This is a genomic window from Hydrogenophaga electricum (assembly GCF_030160815.1).
Classification (GTDB): Bacteria; Pseudomonadota; Gammaproteobacteria; order Burkholderiales; family Burkholderiaceae_C; genus Hydrogenophaga; species Hydrogenophaga electricum.
Map to the genome: position 1 here is coordinate 46,946 of NZ_BSPB01000014.1, position 19,814 is coordinate 66,759.

Sequence of the window (19,814 nt, forward strand, 5' to 3'; positions counted from 1 at the left end):
TTAGGAAGCTGAATCTTCGGGCGTGGCCGGTGCCTGGGTGCTCCGGACAAACCACTGCGAACCCCAGATGCCCAGCTCGTACAGCAGGCACATGGGAACGGCCAGCGCCAGCTGGGAAATCACATCGGGCGGCGTGACCACCGCCGCGATGATGAAGGCCAGCACGACAAAATAACCCCGGAATTCCTTGAGCTTTTCCACGGTGACCAGATCCATCTTGACCAGCAGCACCACCACGATCGGCACCTGGAAAGCCAGGCCAAAGGCGAGGTACAGCGACAGAATGGCCTCGACATAGGAAGCGATGTCTGGCGTGGCCGCCACGCTTTTGGGCGTGAACTGCTGAATGAAGCCGAACATCTTGTCCAAGACAAAAAACTGCACGAAGGCGATACCCATGTAAGCCAGAAGGCTGCCCACGATGATCAGAGGCACGGCAAAGCGCTTCTCATGGCTGTACAGGCCTGGCGCCACAAACGCCCATATCTGGTACATCCACCAGGGCAGCGACATCAGCAAAGCCGCCATGGCCAACACCTTGAGGGGCACAAAGAACGGCGAGAACACGCCCACCGCGATCAATTTCTCCGTGCCGGCAGGCATGTGCGACAGGATGGGTACGGCGATCAGATCGATCAGGCCACTGGGCCCAGGCCAGATCGCCAGCAATGCCATGCAAATGCCCAATCCCGCCATGCCGTAGAGCAGGCGATCACGCAACTCCATCAGGTGCTGGACAAAGGGCTGCTCGGTGCCGGCCAGTTCGTCGGCGGGTTCTTTGGAGTCGGACATCAGCGGGACGCAGAAGATGAGCGTGGGCGATAGCGCGCCACACGAGCGGCACCAGACAAGGCGCGCGTGCGCACGCCAGAACGGGCCTTGTACCACTGGGGCATGGCGGTCTGTTTGATGCGCCAGTTTTTGCCGGGGTGCTTGTAGGCCGGGTAGACCGGCGCGCCCAACGCGCTCAGGGCGTCGTCCATGCCGGAAGAAGCCTGACCATCCAGCCCAGCCGTCGCTTCCGACCACGATTTTTCAAAATCATTGACGCCACTGCTGACCGAAGTCTCGACGTCGCGAGCCGCGCTTTCGACCGACTCTTTCATCTTGCGCAGCTCGTCAAGTTCCATCGACCGATTGACTTCGGCCTTGACGTCGGCCACATACCGCTGCGCCTTGCCCAACAAGGCCCCCACAGTGCGGGCCACGCGCGGAAGCTTTTCGGGGCCGATGACGATCAGCGCCACCGCGCCAATGAGCGCGAGCTTGGAAATGCCCAGATCAATCATGCAAGATTACCCGTGGGAAAGCCGCAGCCCGGCACCAGAAACCCGGACCGCCATCGCCTCCCGGCAGGGAGGCCATCGTTTTCGGTCAGCTTTTTTGCTTGGCCTCGACATCGATCGCGGCCTTGTCGGCACGCGAAGCGTCCTGGGTGACCTGGCCGGCAGCCGGTGGTGTATCGGCACCGCCTTCTTTCATCCCGTCCTTGAAGCCCTTCACCGCCCCGCCGAGATCGGAGCCGATGTTCTTCAGCTTCTTGGTGCCAAACACCATGACCACGATCAGCAGCACGATCAACCAATGCCAGATCGAAAAGGAACCCATGTCGCTCTCCAACAATATTTGATTCAGTTCGTACCCGAACTAAGGGTACCGTTGCTGGGATTCTACGCGCCGCCCCGGAGTTCAGCGCGCACGGATTCAACCGCGCGCCCAGGGGCGGGGGCCACCCATGACATGGACGTGCAGGTGGTGGACTTCCTGCCCCCCTTCTGTGCCGGTGTTGCACACGATGCGGAACCCGCCTTCAGGATACGGGTTGCAACCCTGCTCCATGGCCAGCTTGGGCGCCAGCACCATGATCCGACCCAGCAAGCGCTCGTGCTCAACCGTCAGCTGCGCCATGGAAGGGATGTGCTGCTTCGGCACTATCAGGAAGTGCACGGGCGCCCAGGGTGCAATGTCGTGAAAGGCGTAGAGTTCGTCGTCCTCGTGCACCTTGCGCGAGGGGATCTGGCCAGCAATGATCTTACAGAAAATGCAGTCGGGGTCGTGGGCACTCATGGTGGGCACAAAAGAGGTATCAATCGGGCATGGCCTGCCCGGTGTTCATCCGCACCATGCCTTTGACGATGCGGTAGAGGAACCAGACGGAAATCACCACCCAGGCAAGCATGCCCGGCAGCAAAAACAGCAGCCACAGTGGCAAGGTGACGAGGTACAGGATGCCCGCCCACAGCACCGACCGGATCCGCCATGAAAAATGGCTGGCCTGCCAGGTACCCGCCGCGTCGGACTGTTTGACCAGATCGATGACCAGGGCCACCAGCAGGATACCGATCCCCACCTGGGCGCCCGGCACGACGGCCGCAATGGCCACGACCAAGTGCAACAGGTAACTCACCCAGCCGATCGTGCGCAGCGATTCCGCTGCCTCGTCGCTCTTGTCCTGCACATCGATCACATCACGCGGGTCGTTCATCACGATCTCTCCAGAAAAGGGCGCTGGCTCACTCCCCGGCCTCCCGGGCTTGCGCCTTGCGCAGCGCTTTTTCTTCCAGGCCACTGAGGCCTTCGCGCCGAGCCAGTTCGGCCACCACATCGGCTGGCGACTTGCCGTAATGGGCCAGCGCCACCATGCAATGGAACCAGAGATCGGCCACTTCGTTCACCAGCTTTTGCGGATCGCCGCCGTAGTCAATGTCCTTGGCGGCCATGACCGATTCCGTGGCCTCTTCACCGATTTTTTTCAGAAAGGCATCCGGCCCTTTGTGGAGCAGACGCGCCACATAGCTTTTCTCCGGGTCACCGCCATGGGCGGGTTTGCGGCTTTCGATGACCGCAGCGAGGCGGTCCAGCGAGTCGGTAGAAGTCATGCGTTCATTGGTAGATGGATTCCGGATCCTTGAGCACCGGGTCCACCGGCGTCCAAGCACCATCGCGCAGCACGCTGTAGAAACAGCTGTGCCGCCCGGTATGGCAGGCAATACCGGGTTCGTGCCCGAGCTGGGTCACCTTCAGCAGCACCACATCGTTGTCGCAGTCGAGCCGGATTTCGTGCACGGTCTGCACGTGCCCGGACTCTTCGCCCTTGAACCAGAGCTTGCCACGCGAACGGCTGAAGTACACCGCCCGCCCGAGCTCGGCCGTTTTCTGCAGCGCCTCGCGGTTCATCCAGGCAAACATGAGCACGTCGCCACTGCCTTGTTCCTGCGCGATCACGGGCACCAGGCCCTGCGCATCCCATTTCACGTCATCCAACCAGTTCATCCCGTGAATCTATCACGCGCCCTCCCCCATCACCGCGGGCCTTCGGGGTACCATGGTCCGGCCTTGCATTTCCGGAGACGCCCATGAAAGCCCGCACCCTCATCCTCGTTGCCTGCCTGCTGCTCGTGGCAGGTTTCGTGGCCCTCAATCTGGACGAGATCTTCCGGCCGACCACCCTGAACTTCGCCGTCACCGAAGTGCAGGCCCCGATGGGTCTGGTGCTGCTGGGCCTGCTGGCCCTGGTGCTCGTGGTCTTTCTGCTGGCCCTGGTGTTCAACCAGACCACCCACCTGATGGAGGTGCGCCGCATCAGCCGCGAGGCGGCAGAACAGCGGCAACTGGCCGACAAGGCCGAGGCCTCCCGCATTGCCGAACTGAGGGACGATCTGCGGTCGCAGGTGGCGCATCTCGAGAGCCAGCAGCAGACCCAAGCCAACGCGCTGCAGCAGCAGATCGAGCGATCGCACGCCGAACTCGCCCGCCTGTTCGAGCAGACCAGCAACGGTCTGAGCGCCAGCCTCGGCGAACTGGAAGACCGGCTGGAGCGCCAGGAGCGGCTGGCCCCGCCACCGGGCGCCTGAGCCGCCTGCTCAGAGCCTGACGGGAATGCCTCTCTCGGCCATGCGTTGCTTGGCCTGGGCCACCGTGTATTCGCCGTAGTGGAAGATGCTCGCGGCCAGCACCGCGTCGGCGCCACCCTGCTGCACCCCGTCGGCGAGATGGTCGAGATCGCCCACCCCGCCAGAAGCGATGACGGGCACGCTCACCGCGTCGGACACCGCCCGCGTCAGCGCCAGATCGAAGCCCGACTTGGTGCCATCGCGGTCCATGCTGGTCAGCAGAATTTCGCCCGCACCGAATTCGGCCATCTGCCGGGCCCAGGCCACGGCATCCAGTCCGGTGTTTTTGCGCCCACCGTGGCTGTAGACATCCCAGCCCTCGCCGCGCGTTGCCACGTCATCCCCTTGACGGCGTTTGGCGTCGATGGCCACCACGATGCACTGGGCACCGTATTTGTCGGACGCCTCGCGAATCACCTGCGGGTTGGCGATGGCGGCCGAGTTGAAGCTGGTCTTGTCGGCGCCGGCATTGAGCAGGCGGCGCACGTCTTCCACCGTGCGGACACCGCCCCCCACCGTCAGCGGGATGAAGACCTGCGAGGCCACCGCTTCAATGATGTGGAGGATCAGATCGCGGCCATCGCTGGTCGCGGTGATGTCCAGGAACGTGAGTTCGTCTGCACCTTGCTCGTTGTAGCGCGCCGCGATCTCGACCGGATCGCCGGCATCGCGCAGTTCGACGAAGTTGACGCCTTTGACGACGCGACCGCCGGTCACGTCCAGGCAGGGGATGATGCGTTTCGCCAGCATGGGAAGCCTTGTGTCAGCGATTGAAAAAGCCGGCTACTCAGGCCAGCACCAGCCGTTGATGGCCCACCCAGGTCGCGCCAGGTGCCACTTCGGCGACAGCGAGTGCCTGCGCGGCCTCCACGCAAGCCAGACGCCGCTCACCACCCGGGGGCAGATCGGCCATGGCCGCCGCCTTGTCGGGCCCCGGATTCCAGACCACGGTGTCGGACCACCCCACCTGGGCGACGCCCAGGCGCTTCGGGCCATCGTCCACGCGCAGGCCCTCGGAGGCTGCGGGCAGGATACGGTCAATCTCACCCTGCAGGGGCAGCGCCGGCAGCACCGGGCAGGGCGTGCCACGCACCGAATCCCAGCCACGGCCACCGTCCGGCCAGCCGGAAACGGAAGCCCTGTTGGCGTCATCAAGCGCCAGATAGGTGTGCAATGCGCCGGTGAACGGGAGCACCGTAGGGCCTTCGTTGTGGATGGCCAAAGAAACGGTGAGACAGCCCGATGACAGCGTCACGGTCAGCGCCAGCCGGCACCGGTGCGGCCAGTCGACACCCGCCGGGCGGCACGCCGCCGGGTCGATTTCGAAGCGCAGGCTGGCCTCGGCCACACCGAGTTCTGCCCGCGCGAAACGCCACGGCACCTGGCGGACCCAGCCATGGCGTGGCAACAGGCCCCGATCCGAAAACTGTGGCCAGCACACCGGAATGCCACCGCGGATGGCCGCGCTGCCATCGAGCACGGCACGTGGGCTGAGGTAGAGACGCTCGCTGCCCCCGGCCATCCACGACAGCACCTGGGCACCGTGTTCGGCCACGCAGACCGCATCACCGCCGGGCCAGTACAGACGGTGGCAGGCGAGCTGCTGCAGGGCCACCCGCTCATGCACCGGGGTGTCACCGGCGGAGTTCATCCGTTGAGCTCGTCGGCCAGCCGCTGCGCGGCTTCGAAGTCCAGATCGCCGCTGTAGATGGAGCGGCCGCAGATCACGCCTTCGACCCCCTCGCTTTCGACCGCACAGAGCCGGCGGATGTCGTCGATGTTCGACAGACCACCCGACGCGATGACCGGGATCGACAGGGCCTGGGCCAGCTTCACGGTGGCGTCGATGTTGATGCCGGTGAGCATGCCGTCGCGGCCGATGTCGGTGTAGATGATGCCTTCGACGCCGTAGTCCTCGAACTTGCGCGCCAGATCGACCACTTCGTGGCCGGTGAGCTTGCTCCAGCCATCGGTCGCCACCTTGCCGTCCTTGGCATCGAGGCCGACGATGATGTGGCCGCCAAAAGCGGTGCAGGCATCCTGCAGGAAGCCGGGGTTCTTGACCGCAGCCGTGCCAATGATGACGTAACGCAGGCCTGCATCGAGATAACGCTCGATGGTGTCCAGGTCGCGGATGCCGCCGCCCAGCTGCACGTCGACCTCGTCGCCCACCTCCTGCAGGATGGCGCGGATGGCGGCCTCGTTCTTGGGCTTGCCGGCGAATGCCCCGTTGAGGTCGACCAGGTGCACGCGACGCGCGCCCTTGTCCACCCATTGCCGGGCGATGGCGGCCGGGTCTTCGCCGAATACGGTGGATTGATCCATGTCGCCCTGCTTGAGGCGAACGCACTGGCCGTCTTTGAGGTCAATGGCGGGAATCAGCAGCATGATGAAGAAGCCGGGAAAGGCAGAAAGTCCTCAGGGTTTCCAGAGGAGGAAATTGCGGTAGAGCGCCAGACCCTGGTCGGCGCTCTTTTCGGGGTGAAACTGGGTGGCGAAAATATTATCGCGGGCGATGGCGGCCGCAAACCGGCCACCGTAGTCCGTCTCTCCCGTGGTGTGGGAGGGCTCTGCCGGGCGGGCGTAATAGCTGTGCACGAAATAGAACCAGGCACCGTCGGGCACGCCGGCCCACACCGGGTGCGCCGGCCCGCGCCCAAGGGCGTGGTGAACACGGTTCCACCCCATCTGCGGCACCTTGAAGCGGCTACCGTCGGGCTGCAGCCGGCCTTCGAGCCGAAAGCGCACCACCTCGCCCGGGAACAGGCCCAGGCCATCGGTGGGCCCTTCTTCACTGCGCTGCAGCAGCATCTGCATGCCCACGCACACACCGAACAAAGGCTTGTTCGCGGCCGCGTGAAGCACCGCATCCTTCAGGCCGGAGGCGGCCAGCTCGCGCATGCAGTCGCCCATGTGGCCTTGTCCGGGCAGCACGACGCGGTCGGCATCGCGCACCACGCTCGGATCCGAAGTGACTTGCACCACAAAGCCCTCCGCAGCGGCCACGTGCGCCACCGCCTGCGACACGGAGCGCAGGTTGCCACTGCCGTAGTCCACCACGGCGACTGTCTTGGATGTCATCGAATCGGCCAGAAAAAGGCAGAAAGAATCAGAGCGAACCTTTGGTCGAGGGAATCGCATCCCCCAGGCGGGCGTCCCGCTCCAGGGCCATGCGCAGTGCCCGGGCGAACGCCTTGAACACGGTCTCGGCCTGGTGGTGGGCGTTTTCCCCCTTGAGGTTGTCGATGTGCAGGGTCACCCCCGCATGGTTGACAAAGCCCTGGAAGAACTCGAACGTGAGCTGGGTGTCGAAGGCCCCGATCATGCCGGCCTTGAACGGCACCTGCATGTGCAGACCCGGACGGCCGGAAAAATCGACCACCACGCGCGAAAGCGCCTCGTCCAGCGGCACATAGGCATGGCCGTAGCGGCGCAGGCCCTTCTTGTCACCCACGGCCTTGGCAAAGGCCTGGCCCAGGGTGATGCCCACGTCTTCCACCGTGTGGTGGCCATCGATGTGCAGGTCGCCCTGGCAGTCGATCTCCAGATCGATCAGGCCGTGACGGGCGATCTGGTCGAGCATGTGATCGAAGAAGCCGATGCCCGTAGACAGGCGCGCCTCACCGGTGCCATCGAGGTTCACACGAACACGGATCTTCGTCTCGGCGGTGTGGCGCTGAACGTCGGCAATGCGGGCGGCAGCGGATGCGGCGGCGCTGAGGGGGGTCGGGGTGGTCATAAGCTGGGAGGCAGGGCGTTCAGCATCTGCGTGTTCTCTTCCGGTGTGCCCACCGTCAGGCGCAGGCATTGGCCCAGCAACGGGTGCATTTTAGAAACATTCTTGACCAGCACGCCACGCGCCTTGAGACCGGCAAAGGCACGGTCGGCGTCGGGCACGCGCACCAGCAGCATGTTGGCTTCGCTCGGGAACGGGTGCACGCCTGGCATGGCCGCCATGGCAGAGGCCAGCCGGTCGCGTTCGCTGCGGATCTCCACCGCCTGCCGGGCGAACACGTCGGCGTGCTCCAGCGCGAACAGCGCACACTCCGCATTGAGCACGCTCACGTTGTAGGGCGGGCGCAGCTTGTCGATCTCGTGCACGAGCGCCGATGGACCGACCAGGTAACCCAGACGCACGCCGGCCAGGCCGAACTTGGACAGCGTGCGCATGAGCAGCACGTTCGCATTGGCCACCGGGTCCGCCCGCATCTCATCCAGCCAGCTGCGGCTGGAAAAGGGCTGGTAGGCCTCGTCCATCACCACCAGCCCCCCGAAGCGGGCCGCTTCGGCAATCAGGCGTCGGATCACGGCCGCGTCCCAAAGGTTGGCGGTGGGGTTGTTCGGATAAGCCAGGTAGGTGATGGCTGGCCGGTGTGTGCGCAAAGCCGCCACCATCGCCACCTCATCCAGTTCGAATGCGGCCGTGAGCGGCACGCCATGAAACGCCAGGCCCTGCAACTGGGCACTCATGGCGTACATCACGAAACCCGGCACCGGCGCCACGATGGCCGCACCCGGGCGGTCGCAAGCCATGGCCAACAGCGAGATCAGCTCGTCGGAGCCGTTGCCCAGCATCAGCGCCTGCCCGGCGGGCAGATCGATGTGCCGGGCCAGGGCCTGCCTGAGATCCTCAATGCGATCCCCCGGGTAGCGGTTGATGGCCACCCGCCCCAGACGCTCGCCCAGCGCGGCCTGCAAGGCCGGCGGCAGCGAGAACGGGTTTTCCATCGCGTCCAGCTTGATCAGGCCGGTCGCATTCTGGATCGCGTAGGCATGCAGGGACTGCACATCCTCACGGATGTGCCGCAGCGGGTTCGGGTCGAGCGGTGCGTTCATGTCGGAGACCGCATCGGCGGCACGGTGGACAGGCGCAGCTCGGCTGCGCGGGCGTGGGCTTGCAGCCCCTCGCCATAGGCCAGCTCTGCGGCCACGGCGCCCAGTCCCTGGGCGCCGGCCTCGCTGACCTCGATCAGGCTGGAGCGTTTCTGGAAGTCGTACACACCCAGCGGCGACGAAAAACGCGCCGTGCCGCTGGTGGGCAACACGTGGTTGGGGCCAGCGCAGTAGTCGCCCAGACTTTCGCTGGTGTAGGCGCCAAGGAAGATGGCCCCCGCATGCTTGAGCAGCGGCTCCCAGCGGTGCGGATCGCGGCTGGAGACCTCCAAGTGTTCGGGCGCGATGCGGTTGCTGATGGCGCAGGCCTCTTCCATGTCGCGCGTGTGGATCAGTGCACCGCGGTCGTTCAGGCTCTTGGCGATGATGGCCGCGCGCGGCATGGTCGGCAGCAGGCGCTGAATCTCGGCCTGCACGGCGTCGATGTAGGCCGCATCGGGGCACAGCAGGATCGACTGCGCCAGTTCGTCGTGTTCGGCCTGGCTGAACAGGTCCATGGCGACCCATTCGGGCGGTGTGGTGCCGTCGGCCAGCACCAGGATCTCGCTCGGGCCCGCGATCATGTCGATGCCCACGGTCCCGAACACGTGTTTCTTGGCACTGGCCACGTAGGCATTGCCAGGCCCGGTGATCTTGTCCACCTTGGGCACGGTGGCGGTGCCATACGCCAGTGCGGCCACGGCCTGGGCACCGCCGATGGTGAAGGCACGGGTGACGCCAGCCACGTGGGCGGCGGCCAGCACCAGTTCGTTGCGCTCGCCGCGCGCGGCCGTCGCGGCGCCGCTGCCACCGGTGGCCACGCTGCCACGCACCGGCGTCGGCACCACCATGATGATTTCGCTCACGCCCGCCACGTGCGCCGGCACGGCGTTCATGATCAGGCTCGACGGGTAGGCGGCCTTGCCGCCGGGCACGTAGATGCCGACGCGATCCAGCGGGGTGACCTTCTGGCCCAGCAGGGTGCCGTCTTCATCGCGGTAGGTCCAGCTCTCGCCGGACGCCTTTTTCTGCGCCTCGTGGTAGCTGCGCACACGGCGTGCCGCGCTCTGCAGCGCTTCGCGCTGGGCGGCGGGCAAACCGTCAAAAGCCGCCTTGAAATCAGCCTGCGTCAACTCCAGCGCCGCCATCGACGCCACCTGCAGGCCATCGAACCGCGCGGTGTATTCCAGCACGGCCGCATCACCCCGGGTCCGCACGTCCCGCAGGATGTCGGCCACGCGCTGCTCGATCGCGTGATCGGTATCGGAAGACCAATGCAGCCGCGCCGCAAACTGCGTCTCGAAGTCGGACGAAGCGGTACTCAGGCGAAGCGGGGCTGCAGACAGGCTCATGATGCAACGGGTGTGATGGCGCCAGCGAAGGCGTCGATGATGGGGCGAAGGGCTTCGCGCTTGATCTTCAGCGCGGCCTGGTTGACCACCAGACGCGAGCTGATGTCCATGATGCGCTCGACCTCGACCAGGTTGTTGGCCTTGAGCGTCTTGCCGGTGGACACCAGGTCGACGATGGCATCGGCCATGCCGGTCAGCGGCGCCAGCTCCATGGAGCCGTAGAGCTTGATCAGGTCCACGTGCACACCCTTGCCCGCAAAGAACTCGCGCGCGATGGTGGTGTACTTGGTCGCCACCGTCAGGCGCGAGCCCTGGCGCACGGCCGAGGCGTAGTCGAAATCGGCCGGCACCGCCACGCTCATGCGGCATTTGGCAATCTGCAGGTCCAGAGGCTGGTACAGGCCCTGGCCGCCGTGCTCGATCAGTGTGTCCTTGCCGGTCACGCCCAGGTCGGCGCCGCCGTGCTCCACATAGGTGGGGACGTCGGTGGCCCGAACCAGCACCACGCGCACGCCGGGTTGATTGGTCGGCAGGATGAGCTTGCGCGAGGTTTCGGGATCTTCCAGCACCTCAATCCCTGCGGCCGCGAGCAGCGGCAGGGTTTCGTCGAAGATGCGGCCTTTGGACAGGGCTAAGGTAATCAAGACTTCACTCCAAAAGCGGTGTACCCGCAGACCGGGAACACCGCGGGACTGGCTTTGCCAGACCGCAGGTGTTGCCCCCTTGAGGGGGTCGCGCGCAGAGCGGCGGGGGAGTTCATTTCACCCGCTCGATGTTCGCGCCGATCGTGCGCAGCTTGGCTTCCATCTGGTCGTAGCCACGGTCCAGGTGGTAGATGCGGTCGACAATGGTCTCGCCGTCGGCCACCAGCCCGGCGATCACCAGGCTGGCCGACGCCCGCAGATCGGTGGCCATGACGGTGGCGCCCGAGAGCTTCTCCACACCTTCGACCACGGCCACCTTGCCGTCGATCTGGATCTTGGCGCCCAGGCGCATGAGCTCGCTCACGTGCATGAAGCGGTTTTCGAAGATGGTCTCGGTGGCCGTGCTGTTGCCCTGCGCCACGCAGTTCAGGGCCATGAACTGGGCCTGCATGTCGGTCGGGAAGCCCGGGTATTCGGTGGTGCGAAAGCTCTGGGCCTTCAGACGCCCTTGGCTCTTGACGCGGATGAAGCCTTCACCGGCTTCGATGCTGGCGCCGGCTTCGCGCAGCTTGTCGATCACCGCGTCCAGATGGTCAGCGCGGGCGTGGTGCAGCACCACATCACCGCTGGTGGCCGCCACCGCGCACAGGAAGGTGCCCGCCTCGATGCGGTCGGCCACCACCTGGTGGCTGCAACCGTGCAGCCGCTCGACCCCCTGGATGCGGATGCGGCTGGTGCCGTGACCTTCGATCTGTGCCCCCATCGCGATCAGCATCTCGGCCAGATCGGGAATCTCGGGCTCCTGGGCGGCGTTTTCCAGCACCGTCTCGCCCTCGGCCAGTGCGGCAGCCATCAGAAAATTCTCGGTACCCGTCACCGTGACCATGTCGGTGGTGATGCGGGCGCCTTTCAGCCGCGTGCGGCCGGCAGGCAGGCGCGCTTCCATGTACCCGTGTTCGACACCGATCTCGGCCCCCATGGCCTGCAGCCCTTTGATGTGCTGATCCACCGGGCGGGCCCCGATCGCACAACCACCGGGCAAGGACACGCGGGCGCGCCCGAAACGGGCCAGCAGCGGGCCGAGCACCAGCACCGAAGCGCGCATGGTCTTGACCAGTTCGTAGGGTGCCTCGGGGTTGAGCGTGTCGGGCGCCTGGAAACCCATGCCTCCGCGTTCGCCATGGGTTTGCGTCTTCACCCCCATGTGATCGAGCAGCGAACGCATGGTCGCAATGTCGCGCAAGCGCGGCACATTGGTCAGCGTCACCGCATCCGCGGTGAGCAGCGTCGCGCAAAGCTCGGGCAGGGCCGCGTTCTTGGCGCCGGAAATGACCACTTCCCCGTGCAGGGGCTGGCCACCGATGATGCGAAGCTTGTCCATGGGGCGGGTTCTCAGGCCTGGTTGGCCGCCCATTCGGCGGGGGTGTGGGTCTTCATCGACAAGGCATGCACCTCATCGGTCCGGATCTTCTCGCCCAGCGTGGCGTAGACGCGCTGGTGCCGGGCAATGGGGCGCAGGCCCTCGAACTCCGGCGAGACGATCACGGCCGCCCAGTGGCGACCGTCACCGGTGACCTCGATGTGGTCGCAGCGCAGGCCGGCGCTGATGAGGGCCTGGAGTTGTTCGGCGGTCATGGACATGGGGGGAGAAGTCAGTGGCGGATCTTGTAGCCGGTCTTGAGCAGGTGCAGCGCCAGGGCGCTCACCCCAGCGAACGCCCCCCCCACGATCGTCAGGCTCAACCACGGCGAGACGTCGCTGACGCCGAAGAAGCCGTAGCGGAACCCATCGATCATGTAGAAGAACGGGTTGAGGTGGCTCACCTGCTGCCAGAAGGCCGGCAGCGAATGGATCGAGTAGAACACGCCCGAGAGGAAGGTCATGGGCATGATGATGAAGTTCTGGAAAGCGGCCATCTGGTCGAACTTCTCGGCCCAGAGCCCGGCGATCAGGCCCAGCGCCCCCAGCAGACCGGCGCCGAGCAGCGCAAACAGCACGATCCACTGCGGCGCCACCATGGCCGGACGGGCGTACCACCAGGTCACCGCCATGACCCCGGCACCGACCGCCAGCCCGCGCACGATGGACGAGCCCACATAGGCCACGAACCAGGCGCGGTGCGACAGCGGCGTCAGCAGCAGAAACACCAGATTGCCCATGATCTTGCTCTGGATGAGCGATGAACTGCTGTTCGCAAAAGCGTTCTGCAGCACGCTCATCATCACCAGGCCCGGCAGCAGGAAGGCGGTGTAGTTCACCTGGCCATACACCTTCTGGCTGCCGTCCAGCACATGGCCGAAGATCATCATGTAGAGGATGGCGGTGATCACCGGCGCCGCCACGGTCTGGAAGCCAACCTTCCAGAAGCGCAGCACCTCTTTGTAGAACAGGGTCTGCCAGCCGGTCATGCCTTCAGCTCCTCGGTGGGCAGAGGGGAAGCCACGGCAGCCGTCGATGCGGCCGCACCCGTCATGACCTCCAGAAACACGTCTTCCAGATCGGCCTTGCGGATCTCGATGTCCTCCGCCGTCGCACCGGCTTCGCGCACCCGCGCCAGAATGCGTTCGACGTCCAGCGCGTTCTGCGCCGGCAGTTGCACCACCCGGCCGGTCACGCGGGCCTGGGCGGCCAGGTCGGGTGGCAGTGCGTCGTCGGTCTTGAAACGCAGCACATTGGACGAAGCACCACGCAGCAGATCGGACGTGGTGGCCAGCGCCACCACCTGCCCTTGCTTGAGCATCGCGATGCGGCCGCACAGAGCCTCGGCCTCTTCCAGGTAATGCGTCGTCAGCAGCACCGTGCTCCCCTGGCGGTTGAGCTGGGACACAAACTGCCAGAGGGTCTGGCGCAGCTCCACGTCGACCCCGGCCGTCGGTTCGTCCAGCACGATCACCGGCGGCTTGTGCACCAGTGCCTGCGCCACCAACACCCGGCGCTTCATGCCGCCCGAAAGCTGGCGCATGTTCGCCCCGGCCTTGTCGGCCAGCCCCAGACCGTCGAGCAACTCGTCGATCCATGCGTCGTTGTGACGGATCCCGAAATAGCCCGACTGGATGCGCAAGGTTTCGCGCACGCTGAAAAACGGATCGAACACCAGTTCCTGGGGCACCACCCCCAGGTGGCGGCGCGCCGCCGCGTAGTCCTGGCGCACATCGTGCCCATGCACACGGACAGCGCCCGAAGAGGCTCTTGCCAAGCCGGCCAGGATGCTGATGAGGGTGGTCTTGCCAGCACCGTTCGGCCCCAGCAGACCGAAAAACTCACCGGGCTCGATGTCGAAGCTGACACCCTTGAGCGCCTGCAGCTCGCCACGCGCGGTGCGGTAGCTCTTGGAGACGTTCTGAAAGGAAACTGCGGGCATGAAAAGGGCAACCCAGAAAGACAGCCGCCGGCCGCAGCACGGCTGCGGCCGGCGGGAGAACCGGGTATTTTAAGGGGAAGCCCATGGGCCTGCTGCCCGGTGGGCTACAGGCGGCCAGCCCGCTCAGGCGGGCAGCAACTCGGCCACGCCGTACAGCGCAATCAGCTCCCGCAAACGGGACGGCCAATTGAGCACCTTGAGCCGGCGCCCCTGACGCAACAGCTCGCGACGCAACTCCAGCAGCACCGCCACCGCCGACGAATCGAACTCCTTGAGCCCTCCCGCATCCAGGGTGACTTCTTCCCCAGAACGGCTGGACAGGACCGGCTGCAACTGGGTGAGCGTGGCAGCCGCCACCTCCAGCGTCAGCTTTTCCGGCAACTGGGCATCGGCAACGGATTCGCCCATGCTCAGCCCTTGCCCGCCGACTTGTTGCGCTGCGCCAGCGTGGCGATCAATCCGTCAATGCCTTTGGCATTGATTTCCTGCGCAAACTGCGCGCGGTAGGTTTCCACCAGCCATACGCCCAACACGTTCAGGTCATAGATCTTCCAACCGTCAGCCGTCTTTTCGAGGCGGTAATCCAGCTGGATGGGATCGCCCTTGCCCCGGACTTCGGAGCGCACCACCACCTCGGTGTCGTTGGGTGCCGCCCGGAACGGCTTGAAACTGAGCGACTGGTCCTTCACTTCGGCCAGCGCACCGGAATAGGTGCGCAGCAGCAGAGTCTTGAACTCGTCCTGCAGCTGCTTTTGCTGCTCGGGCGTGGCCTGGCGCCAGAAGCGCCCGACAGCCGACGAGGTCATGCGCGTGAAGTTCACGTTCGGCATGATTTTGGTATCTACCAGCGAGGAAATCCGGCTGACGTCGCCCTTCTGGATGGCTGTGTCGGCCTTGACCGCTTCGAGCACTTCGGTAGAAACCCGCTTGATCAGGGCATCCGGCGCCTCGTCCGCAGCGACGGCGTACCCCAGAGGGGCCACGGCCAGCACCACCGTGGCCATTGCCTGGGAGAGCCATTGACGTCTTTTCATGTTGCAGTTCCTTTCTGAGCTTGGTCAGCGCCCGCCCGGTTGGCGCGCCTGACACGGTGTCACTGTAAGACCCTCAACCACCGGTTTTGTTTCGGGACGGTAAGGGCTTGCCGTCAAAATGTGACGGCCTGTAGCCGTCAACGGGATCACTCCCGGTCGATGGGGGGCACGCCAATGCCCTGGTCGACGATGTCTTCGATCAGCGTCTGGCGACGCTGGAGGTACACGTCGCGTGTGAAGCTGTACGGATCCAGCGCCACGTCACCCAGCATGGAGGTGGCCCGCAACAGCCCCGCACGGGTATCGACCACACGCAACACCGTCAGCGAGTTGCGCACGGGCACGTCGGACACCTGCGACAGCGGGTCTGCCGTCAGGTCGACCACGAACCCGCCCGCATCCCGCACCGACGAGGGACCAAAAATCGGCAACACCAGATAGGGCCCGGAAGGCACGCCCCAGCGTCCCAGCGTCAGCCCCAGATCCAGCTTGGTGCGGGGAATGCCCATTTCGCTGGCGATGTCCAGCAAACCGCCCAGGCCCAGAATGGTGTTGACATTGAAGCGCAGGAGGTTCTCCGTCGCTTCACGCGGCCGCAACTGCAGCATGGCATTGACGGCCGACCAGACGTCCCCCAGGTTGCCAAAGAAATTGTTCACCCCCGTGCGAACCGGACTCGGCACCACATCGCGGTAGGTGGTGGCCACCGGCTTGAGCACCGCGGTGTCGACCGCATCATTGAACCCGGAAACCTGGCGGTTGAAGCCCTCCCAGGGATCGGCCGGGTGCGCGTCCGGCGCGCTCGCACACCCTGCCAGCAAAACCACGCCCAGCCCCACGGCCAGCGCTTTGCGAATCCACCCTGCCATCATGCGTGCAACTCCGTCGTGGGTCATGGATTTTGGTATGTGATGGTTTTCGGCCACGCCCGCACTCAGGGTGCAGGCTTCTCGCCGCCTTCAGCCGCCTTGCTGAAGAGGAACTGACCAATGAGATTTTCCAGCACCACCGCCGACTGCGTCTGGTTGATCATGTCGCCGGCGGCCAGATTCTTTTCATCGGCGCCGGGCTCGATGCCGATGTACTGCTCGCCCAGCAGGCCCGCCGTCAGGATCTTCGCGGAAGAGTCCTTGGGAAAGACCACCCCCTTGTTGAGTTCCAGCGTCACCAGGCCCTGGTAGGTGTGCGGGTCCAGCGTGATCGACGACACGCGCCCCACGGTCACCCCGGCCGAACGCACCGGCGAGCGGTTCTTGAGACCACCGATGTTGTCAAACCGCGCCTGCACGGTGTAGGTGTCGCCACCCCGGCTGAAGCTGCCCAGGTTGGCGGCCTTCAAGGCCAGGAATACCAGCGCCAGTGCGCCCAGCAGGACAAACAGGCCGACCAGGATTTCAGTGCTTTTTTTGGTCATGGATGAATACCGGAAATCAGGGGGTGGAGAACATCAGGGCGGTCAGCAGGAAATCCATGGCCAGGGTGCCCAGCGAAGCGATGACCACCGTCCGGGTCGTCGCGTAGGCCACCCCTTCGGGCGTGGCTTCGGTTTCATAGCCTTGGTAGAGCGCGACTGCAGTACAGATCACGCCGAACACGGCGCTCTTGACCACGCCATTGCCCACGTCGCGCCAGACGTCGACACTGCTTTGCTGGATTGCCCAGAAATTGCCGGCATCGATGCCGATGAGGCCGACCGCGACCACCCAGGCACCCAGAATACCCACCGCGGAGAAAAGCGCAGCCAGCAGGGGCATGGCGATGATGCCGGCCAGGAAGCGCGGCGCCAGCACCCGGCGACGCGGGTCGATGGCCATCAGTTCCATCGCGGCGATCTGCTCGCCGGCTTTCATCAACCCGATTTCGGCCGTCAGCGAGGTGCCCGCCCGTCCGGCGAACAGCAATGCCGTGACCACCGGCCCGAGTTCGCGCACCAGGGCCAGGTTGACGATCAGGCCCAATGTGCCCGTGGCGCCAAACGTCACCAGCGCGTAGTACATCTGCAACGCCAGCACAAAGCCCACCGCCGTGCCTGAGGCCAGGATGATCACCAGCGAGCGGTTGCCGATGGCACGGATCTGCTGCACCACCAGCCCGAACCGGCCGAAGGCGGCCGGCAGGGCCTTGAGCAGTTCCAGGAAAAAGAGCGCGCCGCGCCCCCACGCCGAAATGATGGCCAGCGTGCGCTGGCCCAATTGCTGCAACAGGTTCATGACGCGGCTCCCACGCCGAAATCCTGCTCGACCGAGGCCGCGGGATAGTGAAACTTCACCGGACCGTCCGGCTCTCCGCGCACGAACTGGCGCACTTCGGGGTCGGCACTCGCCATCAGTTCTGCGGGGGTGCCCTGCGCCACCACACGGCCACCGGTGGCCAGCAGGACCACCCAGTCGCTGATCGCCATGCATTGCGGAATGTCGTGGGAAATGAGCAAGGTGGTGGCCCCGGTCACATCGGTCAGGGTCCGGATCAAGCGGGCCGTCACGCCCATCGACACCAGATCCAGCCCGGCGAACGGTTCGTCGTACATGATGAGTTCGGGGTCCAGCGCAATCGCGCGGGCCAGGGCGATGCGCCGGGCCATGCCGCCCGACACCTCGCTGATGCGCAGACCGGAGGCCCCACGCAGACCCACAGCCTGCAGCTTCATGAGGACGATGTCGCGAATCAGCGGCTCGGGCAGGTCCGTCATCTCGCGCAGCGGGAACGCCACGTTGTCGAACACATTGAGGTCGGTGAACAGGGCGCCGAACTGGAACAGCATGCCCAGGCGACGCCGCAGGCGCTGGAGCTGCGCCTTGTCGCGGATGTTCACCATCTCACCGTCAAACACCACCCGCCCGCTGCCGGGCGCGTGCACGCCGCCGATCAGGCGCAGCAAGGTGGTTTTCCCGCACCCGGAACCACCCAGCACCGCCGTCACTTTGCCACGGGCAAAACGCAAGGAAATGTCGTTGAGGATCGTACGCCGGCTATCGTAGCCGAACGTCACGTGATCAATCTCGATGAAAGGACGGTGACTGTCGTTCATGGGGCCGGGAAAAACCCGGATTGTCTCATGCACGAAGTACCCTTATTTGTTACAAGGCGCTTTCGCCCCGAGCGATCAAACAGGGCCGGCAGCACTTGCCGGCCCTCTTCGGTCATCAGCGCGGCAGGTCGGAATACCCCATCAGGAACTCGTCGACCGCGCGCGCGGCCTGCCGGCCTTCGCGAATCGCCCAGACCACCAGCGACTGGCCGCGGCGCATGTCGCCGGCCGCGAACACCTTGTCCGTGCTGGTCGCGTAGCCGCCCGTGAATTCCGTCGAAGCCTTGGCGTTGCCACGGGCATCCTTTTCGACGCCGAAGGCATCGAGCACGGTGGCCACCGGGTTCACGAACCCCATGGCCAGCAGCACCAGATCGGCCGGGTATTCCTTTTCGGTACCGGCGATTTCCACCAGCTTGCCGTCCTTGAACTCGACGTTCACGGTCTTCAGGCCGGTCAGCTTGCCGTTCTTCCCGACAAACGCCTTGGTGGAGATGGCGAACTCGCGCGCCAGGATACCCTTTTCGGCGCTTTCGTCGTGGCTGGAACTGGTGCGCAGCTTCAGCGGCCAGTAAGGCCAGACCAGGGGCTTGTTTTCGTGCTCCGGCGGCTGGGGCATGACCTCGAACTGGGTCACGCTCAGGGCGCCGTGGCGGGTGCTGGTGCCCACGCAGTCGGAGCCGGTATCCCCGCCACCGATCACGATGACGTGCTTGCCGTCCGCGCGCAACTGGTTCTTCAGCTTGTCGCCCGCGTTGACCTTGTTCTGCTGCGGCAGGAATTCCATGGCGAAGTGCACGCCATCCAGTTCCCGGCCGGGCACCGACAGATCGCGGCTCTGCTCCGAACCACCGGTCAGCAGCACGGCATCGAACTGCGCCTTCAGCTCATCGGCGCTGATCACGGTCTTGGCATCGTTGGTGATCTTGCTGCCCTCGGGCATGGCACCCACCAGCGTGCTGGTCTTGAACACCACGCCCTCGGCTTCCATCTGCGCCACGCGGCGGTCGATATGCGACTTCTCCATCTTGAAGTCGGGAATGCCGTAGCGCAGCAGGCCACCGAGGCGGCTGTTCTTCTCGAACACCGTCACGTCATGGCCGGCGCGTGCCAGTTGCTGCGCAGCCGCCAGACCGGCCGGGCCGGAGCCGACCACGGCCACTTTCTTGCCGGTCTTGTGCTTGGCCGGTTGTGGCTGGACCCAGCCGTTTTCCCAGGCCTTGTCGATGATGGCGTGCTCGATGGACTTGATGCCCACCGCGTCGCCATTGACGTTGATCGTGCAAGCCGCTTCGCACGGCGCCGGGCAGATGCGGCCGGTGAATTCCGGGAAGTTGTTCGTGCTGTGCAGCACGGCAATGGCGTTCTGCCAGTCGCCCTGGTACACCAGGTCGTTGAAATCCGGAATGATGTTGTTGACCGGGCAGCCGTTGTTGCAGAACGGCGTGCCGCAGTCCATGCAGCGTGCGCCCTGGATCTTGGCCTGACCGTCGTCAAGACCGACGACGAACTCCTTGTAATGCTTCAGGCGCTCGGCAACGGGCTTGTAGCCTTCTTCCAGGCGCTCGTATTCCATGAAGCCGGTGACTTTTCCCATGATCTCTGATCCTTCGTGGGTGGTTCTGTCGTT

At 65.0% G+C, this 19,814-nt stretch carries 27 protein-coding genes; 1 reads left to right on the forward strand and 26 read right to left on the reverse strand.

Annotation, left to right across the window (positions count from 1 at the left end):
- From tatC to hisI, 7 genes are all read right to left on the reverse strand, one after another.
- Positions 1-792 (reverse strand): twin-arginine translocase subunit TatC, encoded by a 792-nt coding sequence (gene tatC, locus QQK43_RS10670; protein ID WP_284307737.1) that lies wholly within the window; start codon positions 790-792, stop codon positions 1-3.
- Positions 792-1,289, reverse strand: a complete 498-nt coding sequence (tatB, locus tag QQK43_RS10675; RefSeq protein ID WP_284307738.1) for a Sec-independent protein translocase protein TatB — start codon at positions 1,287-1,289, stop codon at positions 792-794. Before tatB ends, tatC begins: the two co-directional genes overlap by 1 nt.
- Positions 1,290-1,374: 85 nt before the next feature.
- Positions 1,375-1,608: a Sec-independent protein translocase subunit TatA gene (gene tatA, locus QQK43_RS10680; protein WP_284307779.1), complete on the reverse strand. Its 234-nt coding sequence runs from the start codon at positions 1,606-1,608 to the stop codon at positions 1,375-1,377.
- Between the two features lie 96 nt (positions 1,609-1,704).
- Entirely contained in the window at positions 1,705-2,067 is a 363-nt protein-coding gene (locus tag QQK43_RS10685) for a histidine triad nucleotide-binding protein (RefSeq protein WP_234266190.1), read from the reverse strand.
- A gap of 19 nt (positions 2,068-2,086) precedes the next feature.
- Positions 2,087-2,485 (reverse strand): DUF4870 family protein, encoded by a 399-nt coding sequence (locus tag QQK43_RS10690; RefSeq protein ID WP_284307740.1) that lies wholly within the window; start codon positions 2,483-2,485, stop codon positions 2,087-2,089.
- Between the two features lie 28 nt (positions 2,486-2,513).
- Positions 2,514-2,879 (reverse strand): phosphoribosyl-ATP diphosphatase, encoded by a 366-nt coding sequence (locus tag QQK43_RS10695; protein WP_284307741.1) that lies wholly within the window; start codon positions 2,877-2,879, stop codon positions 2,514-2,516.
- A gap of 4 nt (positions 2,880-2,883) precedes the next feature.
- Complete coding sequence (gene hisI / locus QQK43_RS10700; protein ID WP_284307780.1) at positions 2,884-3,282, reverse strand: phosphoribosyl-AMP cyclohydrolase; 399 nt, start codon at positions 3,280-3,282, stop codon at positions 2,884-2,886.
- Between the two features lie 74 nt (positions 3,283-3,356).
- Here hisI and QQK43_RS10705 point away from each other — a divergent pair, with 74 nt between their 5' ends.
- Positions 3,357-3,854 carry a hypothetical protein gene (locus QQK43_RS10705; RefSeq protein WP_284307742.1) on the forward strand — a complete coding sequence of 166 codons (498 nt, stop codon included), beginning with the start codon at positions 3,357-3,359 and terminating at the stop codon, positions 3,852-3,854.
- Between the two features lie 9 nt (positions 3,855-3,863).
- On the opposite strand, the gene hisF is transcribed toward QQK43_RS10705, so the two are convergent.
- The 19 genes from hisF to QQK43_RS10800 form a co-directional block, all read right to left on the reverse strand.
- Positions 3,864-4,643 (reverse strand): imidazole glycerol phosphate synthase subunit HisF, encoded by a 780-nt coding sequence (gene hisF / locus QQK43_RS10710; RefSeq protein WP_234266193.1) that lies wholly within the window; start codon positions 4,641-4,643, stop codon positions 3,864-3,866.
- Positions 4,644-4,680: 37 nt separating this feature from the next.
- Positions 4,681-5,544, reverse strand: coding sequence for a D-hexose-6-phosphate mutarotase (locus QQK43_RS10715; RefSeq protein ID WP_284307743.1), 864 nt, complete (start codon positions 5,542-5,544; stop codon positions 4,681-4,683).
- Positions 5,541-6,281 (reverse strand): 1-(5-phosphoribosyl)-5-[(5-phosphoribosylamino)methylideneamino]imidazole-4-carboxamide isomerase, encoded by a 741-nt coding sequence (gene hisA, locus QQK43_RS10720; RefSeq protein ID WP_234266195.1) that lies wholly within the window; start codon positions 6,279-6,281, stop codon positions 5,541-5,543. The genes QQK43_RS10715 and hisA overlap by 4 nt, the downstream gene beginning before the upstream one ends.
- Positions 6,282-6,311: 30 nt before the next feature.
- On the reverse strand, positions 6,312-6,974 hold the full coding sequence (gene hisH, locus QQK43_RS10725; protein WP_284307744.1) for an imidazole glycerol phosphate synthase subunit HisH: 663 nt from the start codon (positions 6,972-6,974) through the stop codon (positions 6,312-6,314).
- Positions 6,975-7,002: 28 nt separating this feature from the next.
- Complete coding sequence (hisB, locus tag QQK43_RS10730) at positions 7,003-7,632, reverse strand: imidazoleglycerol-phosphate dehydratase HisB (protein WP_234266197.1); 630 nt, start codon at positions 7,630-7,632, stop codon at positions 7,003-7,005.
- The gene (gene hisC / locus QQK43_RS10735) at positions 7,629-8,729 is read right to left on the reverse strand and encodes a histidinol-phosphate transaminase (RefSeq protein WP_284307745.1); all 1,101 of its coding nucleotides are present in this window, start codon (positions 8,727-8,729) and stop codon (positions 7,629-7,631) included. Before hisC ends, hisB begins: the two co-directional genes overlap by 4 nt.
- Positions 8,726-10,117, reverse strand: coding sequence for a histidinol dehydrogenase (hisD, locus tag QQK43_RS10740; RefSeq protein WP_284307747.1), 1,392 nt, complete (start codon positions 10,115-10,117; stop codon positions 8,726-8,728). The genes hisC and hisD overlap by 4 nt, the downstream gene beginning before the upstream one ends.
- Entirely contained in the window at positions 10,114-10,761 is a 648-nt protein-coding gene (hisG, locus tag QQK43_RS10745; protein ID WP_234266200.1) for an ATP phosphoribosyltransferase, read from the reverse strand. Before hisG ends, hisD begins: the two co-directional genes overlap by 4 nt.
- Before the next feature lie 112 nt (positions 10,762-10,873).
- The gene (gene murA, locus QQK43_RS10750) at positions 10,874-12,142 is read right to left on the reverse strand and encodes a UDP-N-acetylglucosamine 1-carboxyvinyltransferase (RefSeq protein WP_284307748.1); all 1,269 of its coding nucleotides are present in this window, start codon (positions 12,140-12,142) and stop codon (positions 10,874-10,876) included.
- 11 nt (positions 12,143-12,153) lie between these two features.
- Complete coding sequence (locus QQK43_RS10755; protein ID WP_234266260.1) at positions 12,154-12,396, reverse strand: BolA family protein; 243 nt, start codon at positions 12,394-12,396, stop codon at positions 12,154-12,156.
- 17 nt (positions 12,397-12,413) lie between these two features.
- Positions 12,414-13,169, reverse strand: coding sequence for an ABC transporter permease (locus QQK43_RS10760; RefSeq protein WP_284307749.1), 756 nt, complete (start codon positions 13,167-13,169; stop codon positions 12,414-12,416).
- Positions 13,166-14,122, reverse strand: a complete 957-nt coding sequence (locus QQK43_RS10765; RefSeq protein WP_234266203.1) for an ABC transporter ATP-binding protein — start codon at positions 14,120-14,122, stop codon at positions 13,166-13,168. Before QQK43_RS10765 ends, QQK43_RS10760 begins: the two co-directional genes overlap by 4 nt.
- 123 nt (positions 14,123-14,245) lie before the next feature.
- Entirely contained in the window at positions 14,246-14,530 is a 285-nt protein-coding gene (locus QQK43_RS10770) for an STAS domain-containing protein (RefSeq protein ID WP_234266204.1), read from the reverse strand.
- Between the two features lie 2 nt (positions 14,531-14,532).
- On the reverse strand, positions 14,533-15,156 hold the full coding sequence (locus QQK43_RS10775; protein WP_284307750.1) for an MlaC/ttg2D family ABC transporter substrate-binding protein: 624 nt from the start codon (positions 15,154-15,156) through the stop codon (positions 14,533-14,535).
- Between the two features lie 146 nt (positions 15,157-15,302).
- On the reverse strand, positions 15,303-16,052 hold the full coding sequence (locus QQK43_RS10780; RefSeq protein ID WP_370465256.1) for an MlaA family lipoprotein: 750 nt from the start codon (positions 16,050-16,052) through the stop codon (positions 15,303-15,305).
- Between the two features lie 38 nt (positions 16,053-16,090).
- Positions 16,091-16,570 (reverse strand): outer membrane lipid asymmetry maintenance protein MlaD, encoded by a 480-nt coding sequence (gene mlaD, locus QQK43_RS10785; RefSeq protein ID WP_234266207.1) that lies wholly within the window; start codon positions 16,568-16,570, stop codon positions 16,091-16,093.
- A gap of 16 nt (positions 16,571-16,586) precedes the next feature.
- Positions 16,587-17,366 (reverse strand): lipid asymmetry maintenance ABC transporter permease subunit MlaE, encoded by a 780-nt coding sequence (gene mlaE / locus QQK43_RS10790; protein ID WP_234266208.1) that lies wholly within the window; start codon positions 17,364-17,366, stop codon positions 16,587-16,589.
- Entirely contained in the window at positions 17,363-18,184 is an 822-nt protein-coding gene (locus QQK43_RS10795; protein WP_284307752.1) for an ABC transporter ATP-binding protein, read from the reverse strand. Before QQK43_RS10795 ends, mlaE begins: the two co-directional genes overlap by 4 nt.
- Before the next feature lie 115 nt (positions 18,185-18,299).
- Entirely contained in the window at positions 18,300-19,781 is a 1,482-nt protein-coding gene (locus QQK43_RS10800) for a glutamate synthase subunit beta (RefSeq protein WP_284307753.1), read from the reverse strand.
- Between the last annotated feature and the right edge of the window lie 33 nt (positions 19,782-19,814).